23 protein-coding genes are annotated in these 25112 nt (G+C 69.8%); 18 read left to right on the top strand and 5 right to left on the bottom strand.

Going from position 1 to position 25112, the window contains the following annotated elements:
- Positions 1–31 precede the first annotated feature (31 nt).
- The 9 genes from BAMB_RS28200 to BAMB_RS28160 all read left to right on the top strand — a co-directional run bounded on the left by BAMB_RS28200 (position 32) and on the right by BAMB_RS28160 (position 10806).
- Positions 32–2839, top strand: coding sequence for an ABC transporter transmembrane domain-containing protein (locus BAMB_RS28200; protein WP_011660557.1), 2808 nt, complete (start codon positions 32–34; stop codon positions 2837–2839).
- Positions 2781–3308: a hypothetical protein gene (locus BAMB_RS28195; protein WP_041491747.1), complete on the top strand. Its 528-nt coding sequence runs from the start codon at positions 2781–2783 to the stop codon at positions 3306–3308. The genes BAMB_RS28200 and BAMB_RS28195 overlap by 59 nt, the downstream gene beginning before the upstream one ends.
- A gap of 187 nt (positions 3309–3495) precedes the next feature.
- Positions 3496–4245, top strand: a complete 750-nt coding sequence (locus tag BAMB_RS28190; RefSeq protein WP_041491852.1) for an SDR family oxidoreductase — start codon at positions 3496–3498, stop codon at positions 4243–4245.
- Positions 4236–4847 (top strand): D-glycero-alpha-D-manno-heptose-1,7-bisphosphate 7-phosphatase, encoded by a 612-nt coding sequence (locus BAMB_RS28185; RefSeq protein ID WP_011660554.1) that lies wholly within the window; start codon positions 4236–4238, stop codon positions 4845–4847. Before BAMB_RS28190 ends, BAMB_RS28185 begins: the two co-directional genes overlap by 10 nt.
- Positions 4844–6046, top strand: coding sequence for a glycosyltransferase family 9 protein (locus BAMB_RS28180; RefSeq protein ID WP_011660553.1), 1203 nt, complete (start codon positions 4844–4846; stop codon positions 6044–6046). The genes BAMB_RS28185 and BAMB_RS28180 overlap by 4 nt, the downstream gene beginning before the upstream one ends.
- A 3-nt stretch (positions 6047–6049) precedes the next feature.
- Complete coding sequence (locus tag BAMB_RS28175) at positions 6050–7795, top strand: carbamoyltransferase family protein (RefSeq protein WP_011660552.1); 1746 nt, start codon at positions 6050–6052, stop codon at positions 7793–7795.
- Positions 7792–8793 (top strand): glycosyltransferase family 2 protein, encoded by a 1002-nt coding sequence (locus BAMB_RS28170; protein WP_011660551.1) that lies wholly within the window; start codon positions 7792–7794, stop codon positions 8791–8793. Before BAMB_RS28175 ends, BAMB_RS28170 begins: the two co-directional genes overlap by 4 nt.
- Positions 8790–9866, top strand: a complete 1077-nt coding sequence (locus BAMB_RS28165; protein ID WP_011660550.1) for a glycosyltransferase family 9 protein — start codon at positions 8790–8792, stop codon at positions 9864–9866. The genes BAMB_RS28170 and BAMB_RS28165 overlap by 4 nt, the downstream gene beginning before the upstream one ends.
- Positions 9856–10806 carry a glycosyltransferase gene (locus BAMB_RS28160; protein ID WP_011660549.1) on the top strand — a complete coding sequence of 317 codons (951 nt, stop codon included), beginning with the start codon at positions 9856–9858 and terminating at the stop codon, positions 10804–10806. Before BAMB_RS28165 ends, BAMB_RS28160 begins: the two co-directional genes overlap by 11 nt.
- A gap of 49 nt (positions 10807–10855) precedes the next feature.
- Here BAMB_RS28160 and BAMB_RS28155 read toward each other — a convergent pair whose 3' ends face one another.
- The gene (locus tag BAMB_RS28155; protein WP_011660548.1) at positions 10856–11926 is read right to left on the bottom strand and encodes a sigma-54 interaction domain-containing protein; all 1071 of its coding nucleotides are present in this window, start codon (positions 11924–11926) and stop codon (positions 10856–10858) included.
- Positions 11927–12275: 349 nt separating this feature from the next.
- Here BAMB_RS28155 and BAMB_RS28150 point away from each other — a divergent pair, with 349 nt between their 5' ends.
- Positions 12276–13643, top strand: coding sequence for a sigma-54-dependent transcriptional regulator (locus BAMB_RS28150; RefSeq protein ID WP_011660547.1), 1368 nt, complete (start codon positions 12276–12278; stop codon positions 13641–13643).
- A 17-nt stretch (positions 13644–13660) separates the two neighbouring features.
- Here BAMB_RS28150 and BAMB_RS28145 read toward each other — a convergent pair whose 3' ends face one another.
- Both BAMB_RS28145 and BAMB_RS28140 read right to left on the bottom strand, forming a co-directional pair.
- Positions 13661–14584 carry a glycosyltransferase family 2 protein gene (locus BAMB_RS28145; protein ID WP_011660546.1) on the bottom strand — a complete coding sequence of 308 codons (924 nt, stop codon included), beginning with the start codon at positions 14582–14584 and terminating at the stop codon, positions 13661–13663.
- A complete protein-coding gene (locus BAMB_RS28140) occupies positions 14563–15270 on the bottom strand; it encodes a PIG-L deacetylase family protein (RefSeq protein ID WP_011660545.1) in 708 nt (235 codons plus the stop codon). Before BAMB_RS28140 ends, BAMB_RS28145 begins: the two co-directional genes overlap by 22 nt.
- Positions 15271–15410: 140 nt before the next feature.
- Between BAMB_RS28140 and BAMB_RS28135 the strand changes: the two genes are divergently transcribed.
- The gene (locus BAMB_RS28135) at positions 15411–17717 is read left to right on the top strand and encodes a hybrid sensor histidine kinase/response regulator (RefSeq protein WP_011660544.1); all 2307 of its coding nucleotides are present in this window, start codon (positions 15411–15413) and stop codon (positions 17715–17717) included.
- 27 nt (positions 17718–17744) lie between these two features.
- Here BAMB_RS28135 and BAMB_RS28130 read toward each other — a convergent pair whose 3' ends face one another.
- Complete coding sequence (locus tag BAMB_RS28130) at positions 17745–18791, bottom strand: UDP-glucuronic acid decarboxylase family protein (RefSeq protein WP_041491851.1); 1047 nt, start codon at positions 18789–18791, stop codon at positions 17745–17747.
- Positions 18791–20107: a glycosyltransferase family 4 protein gene (locus tag BAMB_RS28125; RefSeq protein WP_011660542.1), complete on the bottom strand. Its 1317-nt coding sequence runs from the start codon at positions 20105–20107 to the stop codon at positions 18791–18793. Before BAMB_RS28125 ends, BAMB_RS28130 begins: the two co-directional genes overlap by 1 nt.
- Positions 20108–20349: 242 nt before the next feature.
- Between BAMB_RS28125 and BAMB_RS28120 the strand changes: the two genes are divergently transcribed.
- From BAMB_RS28120 to BAMB_RS28090, 7 genes are all read left to right on the top strand, one after another.
- On the top strand, positions 20350–20754 hold the full coding sequence (locus BAMB_RS28120) for a BON domain-containing protein (RefSeq protein ID WP_011660541.1): 405 nt from the start codon (positions 20350–20352) through the stop codon (positions 20752–20754).
- A gap of 27 nt (positions 20755–20781) precedes the next feature.
- Positions 20782–21810: an SDR family oxidoreductase gene (locus BAMB_RS28115; protein ID WP_011660540.1), complete on the top strand. Its 1029-nt coding sequence runs from the start codon at positions 20782–20784 to the stop codon at positions 21808–21810.
- Positions 21811–21849: 39 nt separating this feature from the next.
- Entirely contained in the window at positions 21850–22149 is a 300-nt protein-coding gene (locus BAMB_RS28110) for a DUF2795 domain-containing protein (protein ID WP_011660539.1), read from the top strand.
- Positions 22150–22243: 94 nt separating this feature from the next.
- Positions 22244–22810 (top strand): hypothetical protein, encoded by a 567-nt coding sequence (locus tag BAMB_RS28105; protein ID WP_012372689.1) that lies wholly within the window; start codon positions 22244–22246, stop codon positions 22808–22810.
- A gap of 130 nt (positions 22811–22940) precedes the next feature.
- The gene (locus BAMB_RS28100) at positions 22941–23798 is read left to right on the top strand and encodes an SDR family oxidoreductase (protein ID WP_011660537.1); all 858 of its coding nucleotides are present in this window, start codon (positions 22941–22943) and stop codon (positions 23796–23798) included.
- Positions 23799–23826: 28 nt separating this feature from the next.
- The gene (locus BAMB_RS28095; RefSeq protein ID WP_011660536.1) at positions 23827–24438 is read left to right on the top strand and encodes a DUF4142 domain-containing protein; all 612 of its coding nucleotides are present in this window, start codon (positions 23827–23829) and stop codon (positions 24436–24438) included.
- A 59-nt stretch (positions 24439–24497) separates the two neighbouring features.
- Positions 24498–25109 (top strand): DUF892 family protein, encoded by a 612-nt coding sequence (locus BAMB_RS28090; RefSeq protein ID WP_011660535.1) that lies wholly within the window; start codon positions 24498–24500, stop codon positions 25107–25109.
- Positions 25110–25112: the final 3 nt, after the last annotated feature.

Genomic DNA, 25112 nt, shown 5'->3' with positions numbered 1-25112 from the left:
CGACCCGACCACGGACCCAGGCCTCGCGCGCATGACGGCCGGCACCGACGAGCTGGCGCGCGACGGCCGCGACCCACGCGGCAACGGCGCGCGCCATGACCGCCGCGATTCCCGCGACAACCGCGACCACGACGTGCGCGGTTTGCGTATGCGCATCGCGCTCGAGCTGTGGCGCGCGATCCGGCATTACCGCACGCGCGTGTTCGCCGCGATCGTGCTGCTGGTGCTCGCGAAGGCGGCGGCCGTATCGGTGCCGCTGCTGCTGAAGGATATCGTCGACGGATTCGGCCGCGCGGCCGGCCAGCCGATCGCGCTGCCGGTGCTGCTGCTGTTTGCGTATGCGGTCGTGCGCTTCGCGGCGAACGCGCTGAACGAAGTGCGCGACATGACCTTCGTGCAGGTCACGCAGCACACGGTCGCGTCGTTTACCGTGCGCACGTTCGGCCATCTGCACCGGCTCGGCGCGCGCTTTCATTCGCAGCGCGAGACCGGCATGGTCGTGCGCGATCTCGAGAAAGGCACGGTCGGCATCGCGTATCTGCTCGGCGTCGCGGTGTTCACGATCGTGCCGACCGCGATCGAGATCGGTTCGGTGCTGGTGATCGTGATCAGCAAGTACGGCGGCGGCTTCACCGCGATCATCCTCGTCACGTTCGCGGTCTACGCGGCGTATACGACCGTGTTCACCCGCCGGCGCACGCGCTACCAGCGCCGCGTGAACGCGCTCGAGGCCGAATCGAACTCGCGCGTGGTCGACAGCCTGCTCAACGTCGATACCGTCAAGTACTTCGCGCGCGAGGACGTCGAGCGCAGCCGGCTCGAACGCGTGCTCGACGACTGGCGCGAGGCCGGCGTCGAGAACCAGTACGCGCTGTCGACGCTGCATATCGGGCAGAGCGCGTGCATCGGCGCGGGCATCGCGGCGGTGATGCTGCTCGCTGGCCAGTATGTCGCGCGCGGCGCGATGACGGTCGGTGATCTCGTGCTGATCAACGCGTACATCATCCAGATCAGCCTGCCGCTGAACGCGCTCGGCTTCGTGTTCCGCGAGGCGAACGACGCGATGACCAACATCGAGCGCCTGTTCGGGCTGCTCGATGCGCGCGGCCTGCCGGGCGAGGACGGCGATGCGCCCGGCGCGCAGCCGCTCGCGGTGCGCGGCGGCGCGATCGAGTTCGAGCATGTCGACTTCAGCTACGAGCCGAGCCGGCAGATTCTGTGGGACGTATCGTTTCGCATCGAGCCGGGGCAATCGATCGCGGTGGTCGGCGGCAGCGGCTCGGGGAAGTCGACGCTCGCGCGGCTGCTGTTCCGGCTGTACCAGCCCGATGCCGGCACGATCCGGATCGACGGGCAGGACCTGCGGCTCGTGACCGAGCGCAGCCTGCGCGATGCGCTCGGCATCGTTCCGCAGGACACGATCCTGTTCAACGACACGCTGGCCTACAACATCGCGTACGGCAGGCGCGACGCGACGCGCGGCGACGTGATCGCCGCTGCGCGCGGCGCGCAGCTCGACACGTTCATCGAGCGGCTGCCCGATGCGTACGACACGCGCGTCGGCGAGCGCGGCGTGCGGCTGTCGGGCGGCGAGCGGCAGCGCGTCGCGATCGCGCGTGCGCTGCTGAAGGCGCCGCCGATCGTCGTGTTCGACGAGGCGACGTCGGCGCTCGACACGCGCTCGGAGCGCGCGATCCAGCAGGAACTGATGCGCGTCGCGCGGCACCGCACGAGCCTGATCATCGCGCACCGGCTGTCGACGATCGTCGATGCCGACCGGATCCTCGTGATGGAGCACGGCCGGCTCGTCGAGCAGGGCACGCACGACGAGCTGCTGGCGAGCGACGGCGTGTATGCGCAGATGTGGTCGCTGCAGGCGAAGCAGCGCGAGCTGGAGCGCACCGAAGCGAAATTCGCGCGGCAGCCGGTGCGCATCAATCCGCTCGTCGCGCACGTGCTCGACTCGCTGGCGGAGGCGGCCGCCCGGCGCGGCGTGCCGGTATTTCGCGAACTGTCGAACGAGGATCTCGTCGTGAAGGCGGATCCGGCCGCGCTGCGCCGCTTCGTGTGGGAGCTGTGCCGCGGCGGGATCGACGCGAGCGGCGGCGGGCAGGTCGAGGTGCGCACCGCGCGCCACGACCCGGAAGCGCGCATCACGATCACCTGCGCGGGCGTCGAGGCGCCGGAGTTGTCGCTGCTCGATCTCGAACGGCTGCAGGACACGATCGAGGACGCCGGCGGCTACGTCGTGCGCGAGCGCGACGACCACGGCGTGACGTTGCACCTGTCGCTACCGATGTGCGCGGTGGCGCCGGCATCGCTACAGGCGGCCGGCGCCGGCGCAACCGTGCCGACGAAACCGCTCGACGGCGTGCGCATCGCCTGCGTCGACGATCACGACGAAGCGCGCGAGGCGCTCACCGCGCTGCTGAAGTTTGCCGGGGCGGACGTGCGCGCGTTCGCGTCCGGACAGGCGCTGCTCGACGACCTGTGGCACGCGCGCCGCGCGGACTGGCCGGCGCTGCTCGTGTGCGACATCGACCTCGGCGACGACGAGGAGGACGGCTACACGGTGATGCGCCGGGTCCGCCAGCTCGATGCCGAACGCCCGCGCGACGGCCGCGCGCCGCTCGAGGCGCTCGCGTTGTCCGGCCACGCGCGCGAACGCGACCGCACCCGCGCGGTCGAAGCGGGTTTCCATGCTTACCTGACCAAGCCCGCCGCGGCGGACGACCTGATCGCGGCGCTGCGCGCGCTCGCGTTTTCCTCCGGAGAACTCCATGCCGAACCTTCTGAATCCGACGCCCCCCGAAACCCTGACCCAGCGCCGCGGCGGTAGCGCGTTCGCCGATCGCCAGGCCGCGGTCGCGGCCGTCGAGCTGCTGCTGCCGACGTTGTCGGCCGCGTTGCAGAGCGACTTCGTCGGCGACAGCGGCTGTCTGCACATCGTGATCATGGATCCGGCGCTGGGGCCGCGCGACGCTACATTCGAGGACGCTATCCTCTACGAGTTCTCGCTGCCCGACCCGAAGGACTGGGATGCCGACTATCGCGCCTACGCACGCGCGAAGGCGCGGCTGTCGTGGGAAACCGGCCGCGACGGCCACGTCGTGCAGGCGCTGGAGCCGTACCGGCTGCGCGCGGGCGACACCAACCTGTGGGGCGGTGTCGCGCAGCACGGGATCGTGGTCGGCGTGTCGGGCGCACAACCGTGGTTCGACGAGGCGTTCGCGGGCTGCATCGCGCATTGCCTGCGCGCGGTCGCGAAGCACCGCGCGCAGGCGACGCCGGACGCGCTCGCGATCTGAGCCCGGGCGCGCGGGCACGTTTTTACAGCCCGTTATAAAAAAGCCAGCGACCGCGCGCCGCCCGCCGACACGGCACGGGCGCGCGCCCACGGGCATGCTTCTCGCTGTACCCCTGTACCGACGCTTGTCGCGACAAGTGTCACGGCCACGATTCTGACGATTCTTCGGACGCATACAGGAGGTGCATGTGAACGCGACTCACGATCCCGCCCGCCAATCTCTTGCCGGACGCACCGCGCTCGTGACGGGCGGCGGCCGCGGCCTCGGCGAGGCCATCTGCGAGGAGCTGGCGCAACACGGCGCGCACGTGATCGTCGCCGATCTCGACGGCGACCGCGCGGCGGCCGTCGCGCAACGACTCGAGCGGCATGGCGGCCAGGCGGTCGGACGGCCACTCGACGTGCGCGACGAAGCGTCGGTGCTGCAGGTGGTACACGACGCGCGCGAGGCGCTCGGCGATCTCGACGTGATCGTCAACAACGCGGCGATCGACGTGACCGCGCCGATCGACGACGTGAGCGTGTCGGCGTGGCAGCAGGTGATGATGACGAACCTGTTCGGCCCGTATCTGATGTGCCACGCGGCGGTGCCGATGATGAAGGCGCGCGGCAGCGGCCATATCGTCAACATCGCGTCGACAGCATCGAAGCGCGCGTGGCCGAATGCGTCCGCGTATCACGCGACGAAGTGGGGGCTGCTCGGGCTGTCGCATGCGCTGCATGCGGAGTTGCGACCGGCCGGCGTGAGCGTGTCGGCGATCGTCGCGGGCGGGATGCGCACGCCGTTCCTGCTCGACCGCTTCCCCGACATCGACGAGGACACGCTGCAGCCGCCGGAGCACGTCGCGGCCGCCGTGCGGTTCGTGCTGACGCAGCCGCCGGGCACCGTCGTGCCGGAGCTGATGGTGCTGCCGATGAAGGAGACGTCATGGCCCTGAAGCGCGAACGGCGGCTGCCGGGCGCCGTGCTGCTCGACAAGGACGGCACGCTGCTCGAGAACGTGCCGTACAACGTCGATCCCGCGCGGATGAAACTCGCGCCGGGCGCGGCGCGCGCGCTGCGCACGCTCGGCGAGACCGGCATGCCGATCGCGGTCGTGTCGAACCAGCCGGGCGTCGCGCTCGGCCGCTTTACCGAACGTGAGCTTGGCGCGGTCCGCCAGCGTCTCGCCGAACTGTTCGAAGCGAACGGCGCGGTGCTGGCGGACTTTTTTTACTGCCCGCATCACCCGGCGGGCAGCGTGCCGCGCTACACCTGCGACTGCATTTGCCGCAAGCCGCGCCCCGGCATGTTGCGCCGTGCGCTCGCGACGCTCGGCGCGGTCGCCGAATGGAGCTGGATGATCGGCGACATCCTCGATGACGTCGAGGCCGGCCGCGCCGCACGCTGCGGCACGATCCTGGTCGACTGCGGCAACGAGACCGAATGGCGGATCGACGCCACGCGCACGCCGCTCCACGTGGTCACCCGTCTCGACCTCGCCGCCGACATCGTCGTGCGCGAGGCCGTGCGCCGTCACGGCTCGTGGGTGCGGCGATGAGCGCGGCGTGGGATCGTGCACGCCGGATCCTGTGCGTGCGGCTCGACAGCCTCGGCGACGTGCTGATGACGACGCCCGCGCTGCGCGCGCTGAAGGAGAGCGGGCAGGGCCGCCGGCTCACGCTGCTGACTTCGCGCACCGGCGCCGCGCTCGCGCCGCATCTGCCGATGGTCGACGACGTGTGGACGTATGACGCGCCCTGGGTCAAGCATCCGGAGGCCCGCGGCGATCCGGTCGTCGATCTCGACATGATCGACCGGCTGTTGGCCGGCCACTTCGACGCGGCCGTGATCTTCACCGTGTATAGCCAGAGCCCGCTGCCGGCCGCGATGATGTGCTGGCTCGCGGGCATCCCACTACGGCTCGCGCATTGTCGCGAGAATCCGTATGAACTATTGACCGACCGCGTGCCGGAACTCGAGCCGGAATCGTTCGTGCGCCACGAGGTCGCGCGCCAGCTCGCGCTGGTGCGCTCGATCGGCGCGAAGACCTCCGACTGGCGGATGGCGTTCGAGCCCGGCGACGCGGCGCGCGATGCGCTGCACGCCCGGCTGCGCGCCGCGCTGGAGCGCATCGGCGGCCCGCGCCGGCCGGGCTCGGCGCGCGCGCGCTGGCTCGTCGTGCATCCCGGCGCGAGCGCGGCGTCGCGGCGCTGGCCGGCCGAGCGCTTCGGCGCCGCGGCCGCGCGGCTCGCGCCGCTGTTCGACGGGATCGCGGTGACGGGCAGCGCGGACGAGCGGCCGCTCGTCGAGGCCGTGTGCGAACGCGCGGGGCCGCGCGCGGTGCCGCTCGCCGGCGCGCTGCCGCTCGGCGAGCTCGGCGCGCTGATCGAGACGGCCGACCTGCTGCTGTCGAACAACAGCGGCCCCGTGCATCTCGCGGCCGCGCTCGGCACGCCGGTCGTCGATCTGTACGCACTGACCAACCCCCAGCACACGCCGTGGCGTGTGCCGCATCGCGCGTTGAACGTCGATGTGCCGTGTCGCAACTGCTATCGCAGCGTATGCAACCAGCCGGGGCATCCGTGCCTGCTCGGCGTGAGCGTCGACGACGTCGTCGCGGCGACGCACGCGCTGCTGCGCGGCAGCGAGCGCCATGCGCAACGCGCGGCCGCGCGCGCCGCCGTCCGCGGCGTCGAGCCGGTCGCCGCGAACGCATCGAACGTGATTCCCTTCGCGCACGTCATCACCAGGAGCTGACGCATGCCCGACTCCACTTACACGCTCGGCATCAACGCCGCTTTCCACGACAGCGCCGCGTGCCTCGTGCGCGACGGCGTCGTGCTCGCCGCCGCCGAGGAGGAACGCTTCACGCACGTGAAGCACGCGAAGCGGCCGGTGCCGTTTTCGACGTGGGAGCTGCCGTATCACGCGATCGACTACTGTCTCGCGGAAGCCGACATCACGCTGGCCGAGGTCGACCATGTCGCGTATTCGTACGATCCGTGGCTCGAACTCGATCGGCACGGCAACACGCCCGAGCTGACGCTGCCGCTGGCGCCGTCCGCGCACGCGCCGCGTGCCGATGGCGCGTCGCCGTGGCATCCGCTGTTCCTGTCGTCGATCGTGAACGCGCCGCGCCAGCTCGCGGGCGGCGCGCCGCATCACCTGCAGCGGCGCTTTCGCGGCGTCGCGCACGACGGGCCGTTTCGCTGGCACTTCATCGAGCACCATCTCGCGCATGAGGCGAGCGCGTTTCTCGCCGCGCCGTACGACCACTGCGCGGTGATGACGCTCGACGGGCGCGGCGAACGCGCGACCACGAGTTACGGCGTATTCGACGGCCAGGCTTACCGGCGGCTCGGGCAGATCAACCTGCCGCACTCGCTCGGCCTGCTGTACGAGCACGTGACGCGCTACCTCGGCTTCCTGCATTCGTCCGACGAGTACAAGGTGATGGCGCTCGCGTCGTACGGCAAGCCGGTGCTCGCCGACGAGATGCGCAGGCTGGTGAGCTACAACGGCGAAGGCCGCTACGAGGTCGTCGAAGCCGATCTGGCCGCGCGATTCGGCGCGCCGCGCGAGCGCGGCGGCCCGATCGAGCCGCATCACTGCGACATCGCGCACGCGCTGCAGGTGGTGCTCGAGGAAACGGTGTTGCAGGCGGTCGACTGGCTCGCCGCCGAGAGCGGCGAGAAGCAGCTCGCGATGGCGGGCGGCGTCGCGCTGAACTGCGTGATGAACGCGAAGATCCGCGATCGCGGGCCGTTCGACGACGTATGGGTGCAGCCGGCCGCCGGCGACGCGGGCACCGCGCTCGGCGCCGCGTTGTGGACCGACTTCCGGATGCGCGGGATGCGCGGCGACTGGCGGATGGACCATGCGTATCTCGGACCGTCGTACAGCGACGACGCGATCGAGGCGTTCCTGAAGGAGGCGCAGCTGCCGTACCGGCGGCTCGCCGACGTCGCCGCGCAGACGGCCGCGCTGCTCGCGGCGAACCGCGTGATCGGCTGGTTCCAGGGCCGCATGGAGTTCGGGCCGCGCGCGCTCGGTGCCCGTTCGATCCTCGCTTCGCCGATCGATCCGGACATGCAGCGCAAGCTGAACCGGATCAAGGATCGCGAGGACTTCCGGCCGGTCGCGCCGGTCGTGCTGGAAAGCCGTGCGCATCAGTGGTTCATCGGCGGGCGACGCACGCCGCTGCGCGCGCCGTTCATGCTGTTCGTGTACGACGTCGCGCCCGGCGCGGAAGCGAAGATTCCGGCGGTGCGCCACATCGACGGCACCGCGCGCGTGCAGACCGTCGACGAACAGCAGCATCCGCTGCTGCACGCGCTATTGTCCGAGTTCGACGCGCTCACCGGCGTGCCGGTGCTCGTCAACACGTCGTTCAACACGCGCGGCGAGCCGATCGTCTGTTCGCCGCGCGACGCGATCGAATGCTTCTGGACGTCGCCGCTCGACGCGCTCGTGATCGGTTCGTTCCTGCTGGAGAAGCCGAGATGAACATGCGCGCCACGCAACTGCCGCCGGTCGTGTCGGTCGTCGTGCCGACCTACCGGCGGCCCGACCTGCTCGAGCGCTGCCTCGACGCGCTGTGCGTGCAGGTGTTCGATCCCACGACCTACGAGATCGTCGTCGTCGACGACGATCCGGCCGGCAGCGCGCGGGCCGTCGTCGACGCGTGCCGCACGCGCGTGGCCGACGTGCCGATAATCCGCTACATGACCGCGCCCGATACGCAGGGCCCGGCCGGCGCGCGCAATGTCGGCTGGCGCGGCGCGCGCGGCGCGCTGATCGCGTTCACCGACGACGACACGATTCCCGATCGGACCTGGCTGCGCCACGGCGCGGCCGCGCTGCAGGCCGAGCCGTCGGCGGCCGCGGCGGCCGGGCGCATCGACGTGCCGCTGCGGCCGCGTCCGACCGACTACGAACGCGACGCGGCCGGCCTTGCGCACGCGGAGTTCGCGACCGCGAACTGCTTCGTGCGGCGCGCGGCGCTCGAACGCGTCGGCGGTTTCGACGAACGCTTCACGCGCGCGTGGCGCGAGGACGCCGACCTGATGTTCGCGCTGCGCGAGCATGCGGGGCCGATCGTCGAGGTCGACGCCGCGCGGATCGTGCATCCGGTGCGCCCCGCGCGCTGGGGCGCGAGCATCGGCCAGCAGTCGAAGGTGTATTTCGACGCGCTGCTGTACAAGAAGCATCGCACGACCTACCGGCGTCATATCCGGCCGATGCCGCCGTGGAACTACTACGCGGCCGTGCTGTTCGCGCTCGGCGCGATCGGCTGTTTCGCGGCCGGCTGGCGCACGGCGGGCATCGCGTGCGCGCTCGCGTGGGCCGTAATCACCGCCGCATTCTGCGCGAAGCGGCTGCGCGGCACGCGGCTCACGCCGTCGCATGTCGCCGAGATGATCGTCACGTCGATCGCGATTCCGCCCGTGTCGCTGTACTGGCGCATGCGCGGCGCGCTTCACTTCCGGGTGTTCTTCCTATGATGTTCGATTCCGCTTCATCGTCCGGCCCGACCCGCATCGCGGTATTTCGCGCGCTGCAGCTCGGCGACATGCTGTGCGCGGTGCCGGCGTTGCGCGCGCTGCGGCGCGGCGAACCGGATGCGCGCATCACGCTGATCGGGTTGCCGTGGGCGCGCGAATTCGCGTCGCGCTTCTCCGACTACATCGACAACTTCATCGCGTTTCCGGGCGCGCCGGGCCTCGGCGAGCAGCCGGAAGCCGACGCAGCCGCGCGCGAGGCGTTCGTCGCGGAATGCCGTGCGCGCGACTTCGATCTCGCGATCCAGCTGCACGGCAGCGGCGCGCAGACCAACGCGATCGTCGCGTCGCTCGGCGCAACGCGCACCGCCGGCTTCGTGCCGGCCGACGGCGGCACGACCGCGCTCGACTGTCAGGTGCCCTGGCGTGACGGCGAGCCCGAGGTCACGCACTGCCTGTCGCTCACGCGCAAGCTCGGCTATCCGGACTGGGGCGACTACCTCGAATTCCCGCTCGGCGGCCTCGACTACGCGCTCTGGCATGTGCTGTGCGAAGAACACGCGCTCGATCCGGGCCGCTACGTGATCGTCCATCCGGGCGCGCGGATGGCGTCGCGGCGCTGGCCGGTCGAGCGTTTCGCGAGCGCCGCGCGGCAGCTCGCGTCCGAAGGCTGGCAGATCGTGCTGACCGGCACGCGCGCGGAAATCGCGCTGGCCGCCGCATTCGCCGAGCAGATCGGGCGACCGTGCGTGAACCTGTGCGGACGCACGCCGCTCGGCGCGCTGGCCGCGCTGATCGGTCGCGCGCGGCTGCTGCTGTGCAACGACACGGGCGTGTCGCATGTCGCGGCGGCGCTCGGTACGCCGAGCATCGTCGTCGCCTGCGGCAGCGATACGGCGCGCTGGGCGCCGCTCGATGCCGACCGTCATCGCGTGATCGCGAACTACCCGGCTTGCCGGCCGTGCATGTTCGACACCTGCCCGTACGGGCACGAATGCGCGAGCGCGATCGGCGTCGACGACGTGATGGAACGGGCGGGCGAACTGCTCGCGGAGGAGAGACGTCATGTCACGTAAGCGGTTGCGCGTGCTCACCTGGCACGTGCATGGCAACTATCTGTATTACCTGTCGCAGGCACCGCACGATTTCTACCTCGTGACGAAGCCGCAGCATCCGCCCGGCTATGCGGGTCGGGTCGGGCATCTGCCGTGGGGCGACAACGTGCACGAGGTGAGCGTCGAATGCGTGCGCGACACCGAGTTCGACTGCGTGCTGTACCAGCATCACCGGCACTACGAGCAAGACCGGCTGCGATTGCTGAGCGATGCGCAGCGGGCATTGCCCGCGCTGTTCGTCGAGCACGATCCGCCGCGCGAGCATCCGACCGACACGCTGCATCCGGTGCAGGACCCGAACATGTTGCTGGTGCACGTGACGCCGTTCAACGCGCTGATGTGGGACAACGGTGTCACGCCGACGCGCGTGATCGAGCATGGCGTGCTGCTGCCCGACGGCATCGAGTATCGCGGCACGCTGCCGAAGGGCGTGACGGTCGTGAACAACCTCGCGCGGCGCGGGCGGCGGCTCGGCGCGGACCTGTTCGAGGTCGTGCGCCACAGCGTACCGCTCGATCTGGTCGGGATGGGCTCGACCGACCTCGGCGGCATCGGGGAAGTGCCGAACCCGGCGCTGCCGCAGTTCCTGTCGCACTACCGGTTCTTCTTCAATCCGATCCGCTACACGAGCCTCGGGCTCGCGGTGATCGAGGCGATGATGATCGGGCTGCCGATCGTCGCGCTCGCGACGACCGAGATGGCGCAGCTCGTGAAGACAGGTTCGAATGGTGTCGCCGATACGCGGCCCGACGTGCTGATCGACGCGATGCGCATGCTGATCCGCGATCCGGAACTCGCGCGCGAGTGGGGCGCGGCGGCGAAGCGCGACGCGTGCGAGCGGTTCGGCATCGAGCGCTTCGCGCGCGACTGGGACAACGCATTGCGCGACGTTGCGTCGTAGTGTGAGCGGGGCCGTGATCGACGCGATGCAGCCGTTGAAGCGGGTGCGCTTAGGCGCTCGACGGGCTCGCCGGCGAGGGCACGCTCGCGGCGCTGCTGGTGCTGCTGCCGCTGGTGCCATTGGCGCTACTCGCGCCCGACGTCGACGCGCCGGTGCCGTTCGTCGCGTTGCGCTCGTGTTCGGGCAGCAGCGCGAGGCGGTTGTACAGCGTCTTCAGGCTGATGCCGAGCGCCTTCGCGGTGCGCGGCTTGTCGCCGTTGAAGTGACGCAGCGACGCGACGATGAAGCGCTGCTGCGTATGCGCGAGCGTCGTGCCGATATGCAGCGTCATCGCGTTGTGACGCACTTCCTCGCGCGGCGGCAGGCGGCGCGGAAGCTGCAGTTCGATCTGGTCGTCCGCGAGGATGAACGCACGCTCCAGCGCGTTGCGCAACTCGCGCACGTTGCCCGGCCACGTGTATGCGCGCAGCGCCTTCATCGCCTGCATCGACAGGCGCTTGCGCGTGCGGTGCCGCGCGTTCAGCCGCTCGACGATCTGCAGCGCGATGTCGCCGACGTCGTCCTCGCGCTGTCGCAGCGCGGGTACGTGCAGCGCGATCGTCGCGATCCGGTAGAACAGATCCTCGCGCAGCCGGCCGCTGCGCACGGCCTCGACCGGATCGTGATGGGTGGCCGCGACGATCCGCACGTCGAGCGGAATCGCTTCGTGGCCGCCAACCCGCACGATCGTGTTCGATTCGAGCGTGCGCAGTAGTTTCACCTGCAATTCCGCGGGCATTTCCGCGATTTCGTCGAGAAACAGCGTGCCGCCGCGCGCGGCTTCGAACATGCCCACATGTTGTGCAACCGCGCCGGTGAAGCTGCCTTTTTCATGTCCGAACAAATGGGACTCTGCGATGTCTTTCGGAATCGCACCGCAATTGACGGGCACGAACGGGCCGCGCCGCCGCGGGCTCATGTCGTGGATCAGCCGCGCGACGATGTCCTTGCCGGCACCGCTTTCGCCGACCACGAGCACACTCACGCGCGTCGCGGCGACGCGCGAAATTTTCAGCAGCAAGTCCTGGATGGTTCGCGAACGGCCGAACAGCCGCGTGCCGTCATCGTCGGATTTCGACATGGGTGTTGTTATCGCATTGGGAAGTTTTGACCGAAGCCGCCGAGACAAGGTGAAAAAATGACGTGGTATACGCCGCTTTTCACGTAGAAAGCATACCGCTTATACGTGCGCCCGCAGATTGAATCTGGCAATGCGATCGGCGCCGGCGGATAGATTTATTCGATGAGCGGCGAATGCATCACACGCCTCTTCTATACTGCTAAACAGTCGTTTGTCATGGCAGGACAACTTGTCTGCTTGTTCGTATGCGGTGCGATCGTCTTGCCGGAGCCCCGGCGTCGTACCCCGCATCGCATGCCCGCCGCGGTTTCGGCCGATGTTCGAGCCGGCCGCATCACAAGGAGCTTCGATGCCTTATGTCCTGATTGTCGAAGACGACGCCGATACGCGCGCGATGCTCGCGGCCCTTGCGCAGTCGCAGCAGCTTGCATGCGACACGGCCGCGACGCTCGAAGAAGCGCGCACGCTCGTCTCGACGAATACCCCCGATCTGGTGCTGTGCGACCTGGTGCTGCCAGACGGCAACGGAATGGATCTGTTCGACGCATTGCCCAAGCGCGGGCATTGCGAAATGGTGCTGACCACCGGTCACGCGAGTCTCGAAACCGCAATCGACGCGTTGCGGCGCGGCGCGTCCGACTATCTGGTGAAGCCGCTCAACATGCAGCGGCTGAACAGCATCTTCGCGCGCGTGCCGCGCACCACCGCGCTGCATGAGGAAATCGCCGAGCTGCGCTCCGAGCTGCAGCGCCTCGGCCGCTTCGGCCGGATGCTCGGCAGCTCGCCGGCGATGCAGGCCGTCTACGACGCGATCGGCCGCGTCGCGCGCACCGAAGCGTCGGTGCTGCTCACCGGCGAATCGGGCACCGGCAAGGAGCTGGCCGCGCAAACCGTGCACGACCTGAGCCTGCGCCGCCGTGGCCCGTTCCTCGCGGTGAACTGCGGCGCGATCGCCGCGAACCTGGTGGAGAGCGAAATGTTCGGCCACGACCGCGGCAGCTTCACCGGCGCGGAGCGGCAGCACAAGGGCTTCTTCGAGCGCGCGGACGGCGGCACGCTGTTCCTGGATGAAATCACCGAGATGCCGGTCGAATCGCAGGTCAAGCTGCTGCGCGTGCTCGAAACCGGGCGGCTCACACGGCTCGGCTCGACGCGCGAGATCGACGTCGACGTGCGCATTGTCGCCGCGACCAACCGCGATCCGGAAGCCGCGATGGCGGACGGCAAGCTGCGGCCCGACCTGTATCACCGGATCAACGTGTTTCCGATCCCGCTGCCGTCGCTCAGGGAGCGCGGCGACGACATCCCGATGCTCGCCGACGCGTTCCTGCAACGCTACAACGAGGAAAGCGGCCGCAACCTGCGCTTCGCGCCGGCCGCGCGCGAGGCATTGAAGTCGTACGCGTGGCCCGGCAACGTGCGCGAGCTGCGCAACTTCGTGCAGCGCGCGAGCATCTTCAGCGACGCCGACGTGATCGACACGCTGCCGCCGCCGATCATGGACGAACTGTCGAGCATGGTCGAGTCGCACGAAGATCGCGTGACGGTGCCGTTCGGCACGCCGCTCGAGGAAGTCGACCGCAAGCTCATCCTCGGCACGATCGCGCAATGCGGCGGCGTGAAGGCGCAGGCCGCCGAAGTGCTCGACGTCAGCCTGAAAACGATTTACAACCGGCTCGCGCAACTGGAAGACGAAACGGAAAAGCCGGACTCCTGATGCGCCGCGCGCTGCGCTCATGCGCGTGCGCGTGTGCGGCGGCGCTCGGCGTCGTCCACGCGGCGGCGCATGCGCTCGACCTCCGGCGGAATCGCATGCCGCTCGCGCAGGATCCACGGCAGCCCGGCGAGCGCATGCGTGATGCCGCGGTCCCGCCACAGGCGCGGCAGCATGCGCAGCGTATGCGCGAGCGCGGCGCCGGCCGGCCATCGCAGCCATGCGGTCCATACCGCGTTGCGGGTCGACACGCTCGCGCGCGCGTGCACGTCGCGCTGCTTCGAAGGGTAATGATGAACCGTCAGGTGCGGTGCATACACGAGCCACGCGCCTGCGCGATACAAGTCGAGCGCGAGCAGCGCTTCCTCGCCGCCGAGGAAGTAGCGCGGATGATAGCCGCCTGCCTTCATGAACGCGTCGCGCCGGAATGCGGTCGCGCCGGCCAGCAACCCGAGGATCGGGCGCCCCGGCAGCGCGACGTTCGCCTCGATCGGGCTGTCGGCCATCAGCCGGCAGGTCGGGTCTTCGCGCTGTTCCGGGCCGACCAGCACGCGCGCGGTGACGGCCGCGACGTGCGGATACGCATCGAGCAGGTTCGCGGCTTCGGCGAGCGAGCCGGGCGCCCACCACGTGTCGTCGTCGCAGAACGCGACGTGGCGCGTGCGCGCGACGGCCACGCCGAGATTGCGGCCGGCCGCGCCGAGATTGGCCGGCGCATGCACGAGCGCCACGTGCGGGAAGCGGTTGCGCACGAGCGCGGCGGTATCGTCGTCCGAGCCGTTGTCGACGACGACGATCGCGGGCCGGTCCGGCAAGTCGGACAGCCGCGCGAGCGTGCGCGCGAGTTCATCGGCGCGCCGGTAGGTCAGCACGACCGCGGTCACGCGCGCTTCGCGCGGCGGCAGCGCGACCCGCGGCGGCGTTACGCGGACACGTTGTCGCATTCGAGCCGCCAGTACGTTTCGGGTTCACGGAGATCGGCGCGCATATGAGGCTCGAACAGCGCAATCTGGCTCGCATACGCGTCCACGGCGGCGGCCTTCGCTGCCGCGCCGTCGGTGCGGTTGCCGACTGGCGGCCCGACCGGGTGACCGATCCAGCCGTGCTCGCGCCAGTCGATCACGCGCTTCGCCATCAAGCCGTCGATCCGCCGATACGGCACATCCTCGTAGAAGCGCCAGACGCGCGCCGCGTCGCCCGCGCGGCTGTTCTCGCGCAGCAGCGTCAGCACGGCCTGCTGCACCTGGATGTGATCGCGGTGAAACAGGCCGGCCGGCGCGAGCACGCCGAAGCCCGGGTGGGCGTCGATCGTGTCGGCGAGGCGCGCGGCGATCGCCGTCGATGCGGCCCGCGTGCCGTACTGATCGTCGAGGAAGTCGAGCCATACCGGCTGCGCGCCCAGCATCGCGAGCGCACGGCGGTCTTCGTCGCGGCGGCTGCGCACCGCTTCGTCGGCGGTGCGAAAGCCGGCCCGGCGATCCCACGGCGGCGCGTCCGATCCGCGCGCGGGAATCCCGGCGAAGACCGTGACGACTACCGAGCCCGGCGCCTGCGCGAGCAACTGCCCGCAACTGAAGACGGCATCGTCGAGATGCGGCGAGATGACGAGCCAGCGTGTCGGAGCGGTCATGTTTGTCAAAGTCTCCCTGATATCGAGTGCGAACGGCCGAGCGGACGGAGCCGGCCGGCGGGCATGCGAACAAGCATGCGGCATGCCCATGTGTTCGCCCGTTGCCGGGTGCCGTCGAGCTTCCGGCAGGAGCGTGTCCGATGAGTGAAATTGCACGGCCCCAAGCCGGAAATTACGCAACCGCCGTAATGCTCGTCGCGACCGCGACCGTGCTGCAAACGCTGGCGATCCGTTTTGGCGGCGTGAACCTGCCGCTGATCCTGTATTACCCGTTGCTCGCCGGCGCCGCGTGGGCGACGTCGTTCCTGTTCGGAATCCTGTCGACCGTGCTCAGCGGGCTGCTGGTCTGGACGCTGTTCCTGTCCGATGCATCCGCGTATACCGGGCCGCTGCCCGACCGCCTCGTGCGGCTCGGCATCTTCATGCTGGTCGGCGTGCTGGTGTGTGCGATCGCGGCGAGGCTGCGGCACGCGCGGGTCACGAACCGTCTGGCATACCAGAACGAGGCCGCCGCGCGGCGGCAGCTCGACGCCGTGCTGCAGGCGTTGCCGGACGGCGTGATCGCGACCGATGCGCAAGGCCGCATAACCTACGTGAACGCGGCGGCGATCGCGCTGGCCGGCGGCGCGCTCGAGGATGCGACGGGCCGCCCTGTGCGCGACGTGCTGCACGTGTTCGACCGCGACGACCGGCCCGTGCAGCCGACGCCGCTCGAGCGCGCGCTCGCCGGCGCGCATGCGCTGTCCGACCGGCACTGGCTGCACGGCGCCGACGGCAGCCCGCCGGTACCGATCGTCGAGGCCGCGTCGCCGATCGTCGACGCGCACGGCAGCCTCGACGGCGCGGTGCTGTTGCTGCGCGATGCGGGCACGGAGCGCGCGTTGGCGGAGGTGTCGCGCCTGCAGCGCGCGGTGGTCGATGCGTCGCCGGACGCGATCGTCGGGATCGACCGCGAGGGCCGCATCGTCAGCTGGAACCCGGCCGCGCAGCGGATCTTCGGGTATGACGAAGCCGACGCGCGCGGGCGCCCGCTCGAAACGCTGGTCGCGATGCGCTGGCTGCGGCGCAACCCGCTCGCCGATTCGTTCGACGCGATGCGCGAAGCGGTCGGCCCGCTCGAATTGCTGTGCGTGCGCCGCGACGGCCGGCGTTTTCGCGCAACGGTGTCCGCGGGCCCGGTGCGCGGCGACGCGCGCAACTGCGTCGCGCTGTCGCTGACGCTGCGCGAAACGGGCGCGCAGCGCCGGCGCGACTTGCGCACGCAACGCTCGTTGCAAGGCGCACGCGACGCGCGCGACCGGGCCGATACGTCGAATCGTCTGAAGGACGAATTGCTTGCGACCGTGTCGCACGAACTGCGCACGCCGCTGAACGTGATCTACGGCTGGATCGAGGTGCTGCGCAATACGCGCGACGATGCGCTCGAGCAGCAGGCGATCGATGCGATCGACCGCAGCGCGCGTTCGCTGACGCGCATGGTGGGCGACATCCTCGATGCGTCGTCGCTCGCGACCGGCAAGTTGCGGATCGATCCGATGCCGGTCGACGTGGTGCGGCTCTTCTCCGATACGGTCGGTGCGTTCCAGACGGCCGCGTCGTCGGCCGGCATCGTGCTCGAATTCGAGTGTGCGGCGAGCGCGTGCGTGGTGTCGGGCGACGCGGAACGCCTGCGGCAGATGCTCGCGAACCTCGTGTCGAACGCGCTGAAATTCACGCCGGGCGGTGGCGCGGTGACGGTCACGCTGTCGCGTGACGACGCGCACGCGGTGCTGGTCGTCGCGGACACCGGGCAGGGCATTCCGCCCGCGTTCATTCCCCATGTATTCGACATGTTCCGCCGCGCGGACGATTCGCCCGCGTCGCCGCGGCGCGGGCTCGGGCTCGGCCTGTCGATCGTGCGCCACATCGCCGGGCTGCACGGCGGCCAGGTGCGGGTCGAAAGCGCGGGCCGCAATCGCGGCGCGACCTTCACGGTGACGCTGCCAGCCGGCTGGCAGCCGACCGGCGCGATGGCGTGGGGCATCGCGCAGGCCGATGGCCGGCGCGACCGGCTGATGCTCGATGCGCAGCGCATCCTGATCGTCGACGACGACGCGACCACGCGCGCGAGCCTGACGGCCGCGCTGACGACGCTCGGCGCGGCGGTGTCGATCGCGTCGTCGGGCCGCGAAGCGCTCGCGGTGGTCGCCAACATTCAGCCAACCGTCGTGCTGTCCGATCTCGCGATGCCCGACGGCGACGGCTTCTGGCTGCTCGACGCGTTGCGGCACGGCCATGCGCACGGCGCGACGCCGCGCGACCTGCGCGTGCTGGCCGTCACGGCGCACGCGGGCCCCGCCGACGAGCGGCGCGCGCTCGAAGCGGGGTTCGACGGCTTTCTGTGCAAGCCGGTCGACGTGCGGGAACTGGCGCACAAGATCGCGGACGTGACGCAGCGCGAGCGGTAACGTCGGTTCAACTCATCGTATCGATCCTCAGGTCGCCGCCGCCGGCCGGTTCTGCGTGCTGATCTGCGCGAGCATGTGCGACGCGATCTGCGTGCTGCGCACCAGGTCGCCCGGCTCGTGATGCATCGCCTGCCGATGGATGAAATACCGCGCGGTATGCGCGAGCCCGGTCGCGAGCGGCGTCGTCGCGCGCCAGCCGAGGCGCCGGTGCGCGACCTCGAGATCGGGCCGCCGCTGGCGCGGATCGTCGGACGGCAGCGGGCGGAACTCGATTGGGACCGTCGCGCCGACGATCCTCACGACCTCGCGCGCGATATCGATCATCGCGATCTCGTCGTCGCTGCCGAGGTTCACCGGTTCGCACGCGTCGCCGGGCTCGTTCATCAGACGGATCAGCGCGTCGACCATGTCGTCGACATAGCAGAACGAGCGCGTCTGCCTGCCGTCGCCGTAGACGGTCAGCGGCTCGCCGGCCAGCGCCTGCGTGATGAAGTTCGACACGACGCGCCCGTCGGCCGGATGCATGCGCGGCCCGTACGTATTGAAGATGCGCGCGATCCGCACGTCGACGCCGTACTGCCGGTGATAGTCCATGAACAGCGTTTCCGCGCAGCGCTTGCCTTCGTCGTAGCACGCGCGCACGCCGATCGGGTTGACGCGGCCGCAGTAGTGCTCGTCCTGCGGGTGCACGTCGGGGTCGCCGTACACCTCGCTGGTCGACGCCTGCAGGATGCGCGCCTTCACGCGCTTCGCGAGGCCGAGCAGGTTGATCGCGCCGTGCACGCTGGTCTTGGTCGTCTGCACCGGGTCGCGCTGGTAGTGCACCGGCGACGCGGGGCACGCGAGGTTGTAGATCTCGTCGACCTCGACGTACAGCGGAAACGTCACGTCGTGGCGCATCAGCTCGAAGTTCGGCGCGTCGAGCAGGTGCGCGATGTTGTCCTTCGTCCCCGTATAGAAATTGTCGACGCACAGCACGTCGTGCCCGGACGTCACGAGGCGTTCGCACAGATGCGAACCGAGAAAGCCGGCGCCGCCGGTGACGAGTACGCGTTTGCGATCATAGCCCTTCATCATGCATTCTCCTTGCGGTTCGCGAGTACGGCCGGCGTGGCGGCGACGGGGGTGCGCCGGCTGCTGGCCGCGGTGCCGGCGCGCTGCGGATGCGCGACGTCGCGGTAGATGTCGACGAGGCGATCGGCCACGCCGCGCCACGTATAGAAGCGGTGCGCGCGCAGATAGCCGGCGCGGCCGAGCGCGTCGCACAGGTCGGGGCGCGCGCGCAGTTGCACGAGCCGCTGGGCGAGCGCGGCCGGATCGCGCGGCGGCACCAGGTAGCCGGTCACGCCGTCGTCCACCGTGGTGCGGATGCCGCCGACGTCGCTGCCGATCACCGGCGCCGCGCAGGCCATCGCCTCGACCGGCGTGATGCCGAACGGCTCGTACCACGGCGTCGTCACGAACACGTCGGCCGCGCTGTAGTACAGGTGCAGCACGTCGCGCTCGCGCCGGCCGACGAAGATCACACGCTCCGCGATGCCGGTGTCGTGCGCGAGTGCGGCGAGCCGCGCGAGTTCCGGATCGCGGGCCGGATCGGGCGTCGCGTGGCTTCCGCCGACGATATAGAGCCGCGTCGGGCGCTGCGGGTCGCGCGGCATGCGCGCCAGCGCGTCGATCACGGTGTCGATCCCCTTGCGCGGCACGAGCCGCCCGAGCTGCAGCACGACGAACGCGTGCTGCGGCCAGCCGAGCTGCGCGCGCGCGTCGGCGCGCGGCACCGGCCGGAATTCGCGCGCATCGAACCCGCACGGCACGATCTCGATGCGCGCGGCGTCCGCGTGATAGTGGGTCGTCAGATCCAGCGCGTCCTGCGGGCATTCGGCGATCAACCGGTCGGAGCGGCGCGCGAGTGTGTCCTCGATCGCGAAGCGTTCATCGGGAAAGCCGTCGGCCGCGCCCTGATGCAACCGCCGCACGCGCCCGAGCGCATGGAACGTCGTGACGAGCGGAATGCCGAGGCGCTTCTTCACACGCAGCGCGGCCTCGCCCGACATGAAGAAGTTCGCGTGCATCACGTCGACAGGATCGGCTTCGCGCCGCATGCGCGCGATCATGTAGTCGGCGAATGCCCCCATGTACGGCAGCAGCCGCTCCTTCGGCACGTCGACCGGCGGGCCGGCCGGCACGTGGATCACGCGCATGCGCGGGCCGATCTCCACGACTTCGGGCAGGTGCGCATTGTCGCAACGCGTGTAGACATCGACGTCGAGGCCGCGCTCGGCCAGTTGCTTCGCGACGTTCGCGACGTAGATGTTCTGTCCGCCCGCATCCACGCCGCCGATCACCCCCAGCGGCGACGCATGTTCACTGATCAACGCAATTCTCTGCATGGTGTTGCTCCGGTGGTCGAGGCCGCGCCCGACGGGCCCCGTTGCGTCCCGATTCGGCAATCGGCATGCCCGGGGTTTTGCGGGCGAAACCCCCCATCGGTGCGCCGAAAAAATTACAACGCGTTGGATGAAAGGGCGTCTGATCGGCGTGTCGCACGCCCATCCGGCGGACAGCGCGCGGCACGCGATTTGCGCCGTGTCGATACCCGCCGGCCATGCCGGCCCCACGAAAGGAGGTCACGATGAAGGTATTCCCGCTGCAAGCCCGCGCACCGCGCTTTCGCCGTCGTCCCGCGACGCGCCTCGGCATGGCGGTCGCGATCGCCGCGGCCGTCGCGTGCACGGCCGTCGCGCCGAACGTGTTCGCCGCCGGCGACGACGGCGCATCGTCATCCATGTCGTCGTCGACGCATACGAGCACCGGCGCGAAGATCCGCGACGCGACCATCACGACCAAGGCCAAGGCCGAACTGGTCGGCACGAGCGGCCTGTCGGCCGGCGACATTCACGTGAAGACGCGTCACGGCATCGTGATGCTCACCGGCAGCGTGCCGGACGAACAGCAGCGCACGCAGGCGGTGAGTGTCGTCAAGCAGATCGAGGGCGTGCAGGACGTGCGCGACCAGTTGACCATCCGCCCGAAATAACCGCGGCCCCGTGAAAGGAGTCCACTGATGAAGTGCATGCTCAAACCGGTCGGCGAGCAGACGATCGTGATCACGGGCGCCACCAGCGGCATCGGCCTCGTCACCGCGCGCAAGGCGGCACGGCGCGGGGCGAAGCTGGTGCTGTTCGCGCGCAACGAGGACGCGCTGAACACGCTGTGCGAGGAAATTCGCCAGCATGGCGGCCTCGCGGTGCCGGTCGCCGGCGACGTCGGCAATGTCGAGGATCTGCAGCGCGCGGCCGCGAAGGCGGCCGATACCTATGGCGGCTTCGACACGTGGGTCAACAACGCGGGCGTGTCGATCTTCGGCACGGCGGCCGCGGTGCCGCTCGAGGATCAGCGCCGGCTGTTCGACACCAACTACTGGGGCGTCGTGCATGGCTCGCTCGTCGCTTCGGATCATTTCCGCCGCAAGAACGATTTCCACGGCGGCGCGATCATCAACATGGGCAGCGAGGCATCCGACGCGCCGCTGCCGCTGCAAAGCGCGTACACCGCATCGAAGCACGCGGTGAAGGGCTTCACCGATTCGCTGCGGCTCGAGCTGGAGTCGGATCACCTGCCGGTGTCCGTCACGCTGATCAAGCCGGCCGCGATCGACACGATGTTCGTGATGCACGCGAAGAACTACATGAACGTCGAGGCGAAGCTGCCGCCGCCGATCTACGACCCGGAGCTCGTCGCCGACGCGATCCTGTACGCGGCCGCGCATCCGCGCCGCACGCTGTTCGTCGGCGGCGCCGCGAAGTTTACGTCGGCCAGCGCGTACCACGCGCCGCGGCTGTTCGATCGCGTCGCGGCCACGCTGTTCTCGCGCGGCCAGCGCACGGTGCGCCCGGCGCGCCCGCGTGACGACAACGCGCTGTACGAGTCGCGCCACGTGTTGCACGAGCGCGAAGGGATGGAGGGCCACGTGCTGCGCGGCTGCGCGTACAACGCGGTGGTGCAGCGGCCGAAGGTGGCCGGCGCGATCGCGCTGGGCGCGGCGGCGCTGGCGGTTGCCGCATTGGCGCGCGCGCGCCGCGCGCCGACCTGATCGCGCGCCTTTCCGTTATTTCATCTGAAGGAGGTTTTCATGTCATCCCGACAACATACGGGCCACGAGTACAGCCACTCGCGCGCGCACGAAGGCGAGCGGGTGCAGCAGGACCACGACAAGGGCGGCCATCAGACGGGGCACGGCAAGGCGCCCAGCCCCGTCGACGTGCAGAAGGCGCTGAAGGGGATGGACTATCCGGCGAGCAAGTCGGACATCGTCGAGTGCGCGGAACGCTCGAACGCGGATCCGGGCGTGCTCGACATGCTGCGAAAGATCCCCGATCGCGAATACGGCACGCCCGCGTCGGTCTCGAAGGAACTCGGGCGGCTGATGTGAGCGCTGCCGCGTTACGCCGTGCGCGCCGTCGCGTGCACGGCGCGTCACCAGCACCGTTACCCACACCGTCACCGTGACGAGGAGGAGCATGAGCATGGCGATGATCGTCGCAGGCCGCTTCACGACGTTCGATGAAGCGGAAGGTGGGGCGCGCCACCTGTACGAGCGCGCGTTCGGCCCGGACGACGTGTCGATCTTCTTCCTGAACCCGGGCGGCCAGCACGCGCGCTTTCCGATCGGCGGCGACGTGTATGCCGATACGGCCGCGAAGCCGGGCGGGCGCGGCGCGATGGTCGGCGCGCTGCGCGGGCTGGCGATCGGCGCGGTCGTCGGGATGATCGTCTATGCGATCGGCGTGCACTACTGGTTCGTGCCGGCCGCGGGCGCACTCGCCGGCGCGTATCTCGGCGCGTTCGGCGGCGCGCTCGGCCGGATGCGCGGCCAGCAGGCCGAAGGCAAGGGCACGCTCGCGCACACCGAAACCGGCGTGATCCTGGCCGCGCGCGTGACGGCGACGACCGCCGCCGCCGCCGAAGACGTGCTGCGCGCGACCGGCGCGCAATCGATCGAGCGCGTCGAAGGCGACTGGCAGGACGGCCAGTGGCGCGACTTCGATCCGGTGCGCCGGCCGGACGGCACCACGCAGGGCGCGCCGCATTGAGCAGGTCGTTTCTGCACGTGCTTGCAATGCGGTGTGACGCTCGGGCCCTGTCACCCTGCCCGGGCCGGCGTGCCGGACGTGGCACGCCGATTGCGACACGTGTCGCCGACACCCGTTCAAGGAGGAACCCATGACCACGGCAAAGACCCCGCCGCCCCAGAAGCAGACGCAGCAGCCGGGCAGCGAGCGGGACATGCATCCGAAGCCGCGCGACGAAGCGGCCGATTACGTCGGCAGCGGCAAGCTGGCCGGCAAGGTCGCGCTCGTGACCGGCGGCGACAGCGGCATCGGCCGCGCGGTCGCGATCGGTTTCGCGAAGGAGGGCGCGGACGTCGCGATCGTCTACCTGAACGAATCGGACGATGCCGCGCATACCAAGCAACTGATCGAGCAGGCGGGCCGGCGCTGCGAGGCGATCGCCTGCGACATCGGCGAGCGCCGCCAGGCGCGCGACGCCGTGGCGCGCACCGTCGAAAAGCTCGGCCGGCTCGACGTGCTCGTGAACAACGCGGGCGAACAGCATCCGCAACCCGGTATCGAGGACGTGACGGAGGAACAGCTCGAGCGCACGTTCCGCACCAACGTGTACGGGATGATCTTCTGCACGCAGGCGGCGCTTCAGCACATGAAGCCCGGTGGACGCATCGTCAACACCGCGTCGGTCACCGCGTATCACGGCAGCCCGAAGCTGCTCGACTACTCGGCGACCAAGGGCGCGATCGTCGCGTTCACGCGTTCGCTATCGATCGAATTGGCCGAGCGCGACATTCGCGTGAACGCCGTCGCGCCGGGGCCGATCTGGACGCCGCTGATCCCGTCGACCTTCAGCGCCGACGAAGTCGCGAAGTTCGGCTCGAACGTGCCGCTGAAGCGGCCGGGGCAGCCCGACGAGCTGATCGGCTGCTACGTGCTGCTCGCATCGGAAGGCGCGAGCTACATGACCGGACAGACATTGCATCCGAACGGCGGCTCGATCGTCGGCGGCTGACGGCTCCCCCCACACAAGGAGAAAGCGCATGAAGCAACCCAACTGGACGATCGCGGCGCTCGCCGCGGGCGTGCTCGCCGTGTCGGGACTCGCGCACGCACAGATGCCGAGCGAGCCGCCCGCATCGAATTCGCATGTGCCGGGCGGCGTGATCAACCCGTCGTCGGGCGCCGCCACGGGCGACGCCGGCATGGCGAAGGCGCCGCAGGGCGGCGACGCGGAATTCATCGACAAGGCCGCGATGGCCGGCAAGGCCGAGGTGCAGGCGAGCCAGCTCGCGTTGAAGCAGGCGCAGTCGGCCGACGTGCGCGCATTCGCGAAACGCATGGTGGCCGATCACAGCAAGGCGAACGCGAAGCTCACCCAGATCGCCGCGCGCAAGGGCATGAAGCCGCAGGTCGAGCAGATCTCGGATCCGGACGTCGAGGCGCTGCGCGGCAAGAGCGGCCACGACTTCGACACCGCGTATGTCGCGGCGGCCGGCCCCGACGCGCACCGCAAGGCGGTCGCGCTGTTCGAAGGCGAGGCGCGCGACGGCAAGGACGCGCAGCTGCGCGCATTCGCGAAAGCCACGCTGCCGACGCTCAAGCATCACCTGAGCATGGCGGAGGCGCTCCAACGCAAGGTGGGCGCGCAGTAACGCGCGCCCGGTTCAACCCCAGGGCCGCGTGGGCGGCCCGCATTTTCGGAGAAGCAGTCATGGCCCAACGGCAATCGAAGCACGAAGGCATCCTCGAACTGCTCTGTCAGGCATACGAGACCGAGCTTGGCGGGGCGAAGATCTACGAGGCCGCGATCAAGTGCGCGACCGACGCGGACCTGCACAAGGAATGGGAGAAGTACCACCGCGAGACGATGCATCACCAGGAGGTGCTGCGCAAGCTGTTCGAAACGCTCGGTCTCGATCCGGACACGCAGTCGCCGGGGCGTGCCGCGGTGGCGGCGACCGGCAAGTCGCTGGTCCAGGTGATCGAGCAGGCGAAGAAGCAGGCCGATCCAGCGGTCGCGCAGGTCGTCGCGGCCGAATGCGTGGTGCTCGCCGAAACCAAGGATCACCTGAATTGGGAGCTGATCGGCTATGCGGCTGACCAGTTGCGTGACAGCGACGCGGCGAAGGCGCTGAAGGCCGCGCACGACGAGGTCGAGGCCGACGAGGACCATCACCTGTATCACACCCGCGGCTGGGCGCGCGAGATGTGGATCGAGTCGATGGGCTTCAAGGCCGTGCTGCCGCCGCCGGAGGAAGTGAAGAAGGTGGAATCGGCGGCCGATGCGGCGCGTGCCGAACGTTCGCGCGGCAAGATGATGTAACCG

Origin of the sequence: Burkholderia ambifaria AMMD, from assembly GCF_000203915.1 — a bacterium.
Classification (GTDB): Bacteria; Pseudomonadota; Gammaproteobacteria; order Burkholderiales; family Burkholderiaceae; genus Burkholderia; species Burkholderia ambifaria.
Note: the sequence above shows the minus strand (reverse complement) of the source record. Positions and strands in the feature narration are given on the sequence as shown.

What these genes read in the sequence shown, in the direction of transcription:
- BAMB_RS28200 (WP_011660557.1), top strand. Translation starts at nt 32, where the DNA reads ATGACGGCCGGCACCGACGAGCTGGCGCGCGACGGCCGCGACCCACGC.
- BAMB_RS28195 (WP_041491747.1), top strand. Translation starts at nt 2,781, where the DNA reads ATGCCGAACCTTCTGAATCCGACGCCCCCCGAAACCCTGACCCAGCGC.
- BAMB_RS28185 (WP_011660554.1), top strand. Translation starts at nt 4,236, where the DNA reads ATGGCCCTGAAGCGCGAACGGCGGCTGCCGGGCGCCGTGCTGCTCGAC.
- BAMB_RS28180 (WP_011660553.1), top strand. Translation starts at nt 4,844, where the DNA reads ATGAGCGCGGCGTGGGATCGTGCACGCCGGATCCTGTGCGTGCGGCTC.
- BAMB_RS28175 (WP_011660552.1), top strand. Translation starts at nt 6,050, where the DNA reads ATGCCCGACTCCACTTACACGCTCGGCATCAACGCCGCTTTCCACGAC.
- BAMB_RS28170 (WP_011660551.1), top strand. Translation starts at nt 7,792, where the DNA reads ATGAACATGCGCGCCACGCAACTGCCGCCGGTCGTGTCGGTCGTCGTG.
- BAMB_RS28165 (WP_011660550.1), top strand. Translation starts at nt 8,790, where the DNA reads ATGATGTTCGATTCCGCTTCATCGTCCGGCCCGACCCGCATCGCGGTA.
- BAMB_RS28160 (WP_011660549.1), top strand. Translation starts at nt 9,856, where the DNA reads ATGTCACGTAAGCGGTTGCGCGTGCTCACCTGGCACGTGCATGGCAAC.
- BAMB_RS28155 (WP_011660548.1), bottom strand. Translation starts at nt 11,926, where the DNA reads ATGTCGAAATCCGACGATGACGGCACGCGGCTGTTCGGCCGTTCGCGA.
- BAMB_RS28150 (WP_011660547.1), top strand. Translation starts at nt 12,276, where the DNA reads ATGCCTTATGTCCTGATTGTCGAAGACGACGCCGATACGCGCGCGATG.
- BAMB_RS28145 (WP_011660546.1), bottom strand. Translation starts at nt 14,584, where the DNA reads ATGCGACAACGTGTCCGCGTAACGCCGCCGCGGGTCGCGCTGCCGCCG.
- BAMB_RS28140 (WP_011660545.1), bottom strand. Translation starts at nt 15,270, where the DNA reads ATGACCGCTCCGACACGCTGGCTCGTCATCTCGCCGCATCTCGACGAT.
- BAMB_RS28135 (WP_011660544.1), top strand. Translation starts at nt 15,411, where the DNA reads ATGAGTGAAATTGCACGGCCCCAAGCCGGAAATTACGCAACCGCCGTA.
- BAMB_RS28130 (WP_041491851.1), bottom strand. Translation starts at nt 18,791, where the DNA reads ATGAAGGGCTATGATCGCAAACGCGTACTCGTCACCGGCGGCGCCGGC.
- BAMB_RS28125 (WP_011660542.1), bottom strand. Translation starts at nt 20,107, where the DNA reads ATGCAGAGAATTGCGTTGATCAGTGAACATGCGTCGCCGCTGGGGGTG.
- BAMB_RS28120 (WP_011660541.1), top strand. Translation starts at nt 20,350, where the DNA reads ATGAAGGTATTCCCGCTGCAAGCCCGCGCACCGCGCTTTCGCCGTCGT.
- BAMB_RS28115 (WP_011660540.1), top strand. Translation starts at nt 20,782, where the DNA reads ATGAAGTGCATGCTCAAACCGGTCGGCGAGCAGACGATCGTGATCACG.
- BAMB_RS28110 (WP_011660539.1), top strand. Translation starts at nt 21,850, where the DNA reads ATGTCATCCCGACAACATACGGGCCACGAGTACAGCCACTCGCGCGCG.
- BAMB_RS28105 (WP_012372689.1), top strand. Translation starts at nt 22,244, where the DNA reads ATGGCGATGATCGTCGCAGGCCGCTTCACGACGTTCGATGAAGCGGAA.
- BAMB_RS28100 (WP_011660537.1), top strand. Translation starts at nt 22,941, where the DNA reads ATGACCACGGCAAAGACCCCGCCGCCCCAGAAGCAGACGCAGCAGCCG.
- BAMB_RS28095 (WP_011660536.1), top strand. Translation starts at nt 23,827, where the DNA reads ATGAAGCAACCCAACTGGACGATCGCGGCGCTCGCCGCGGGCGTGCTC.
- BAMB_RS28090 (WP_011660535.1), top strand. Translation starts at nt 24,498, where the DNA reads ATGGCCCAACGGCAATCGAAGCACGAAGGCATCCTCGAACTGCTCTGT.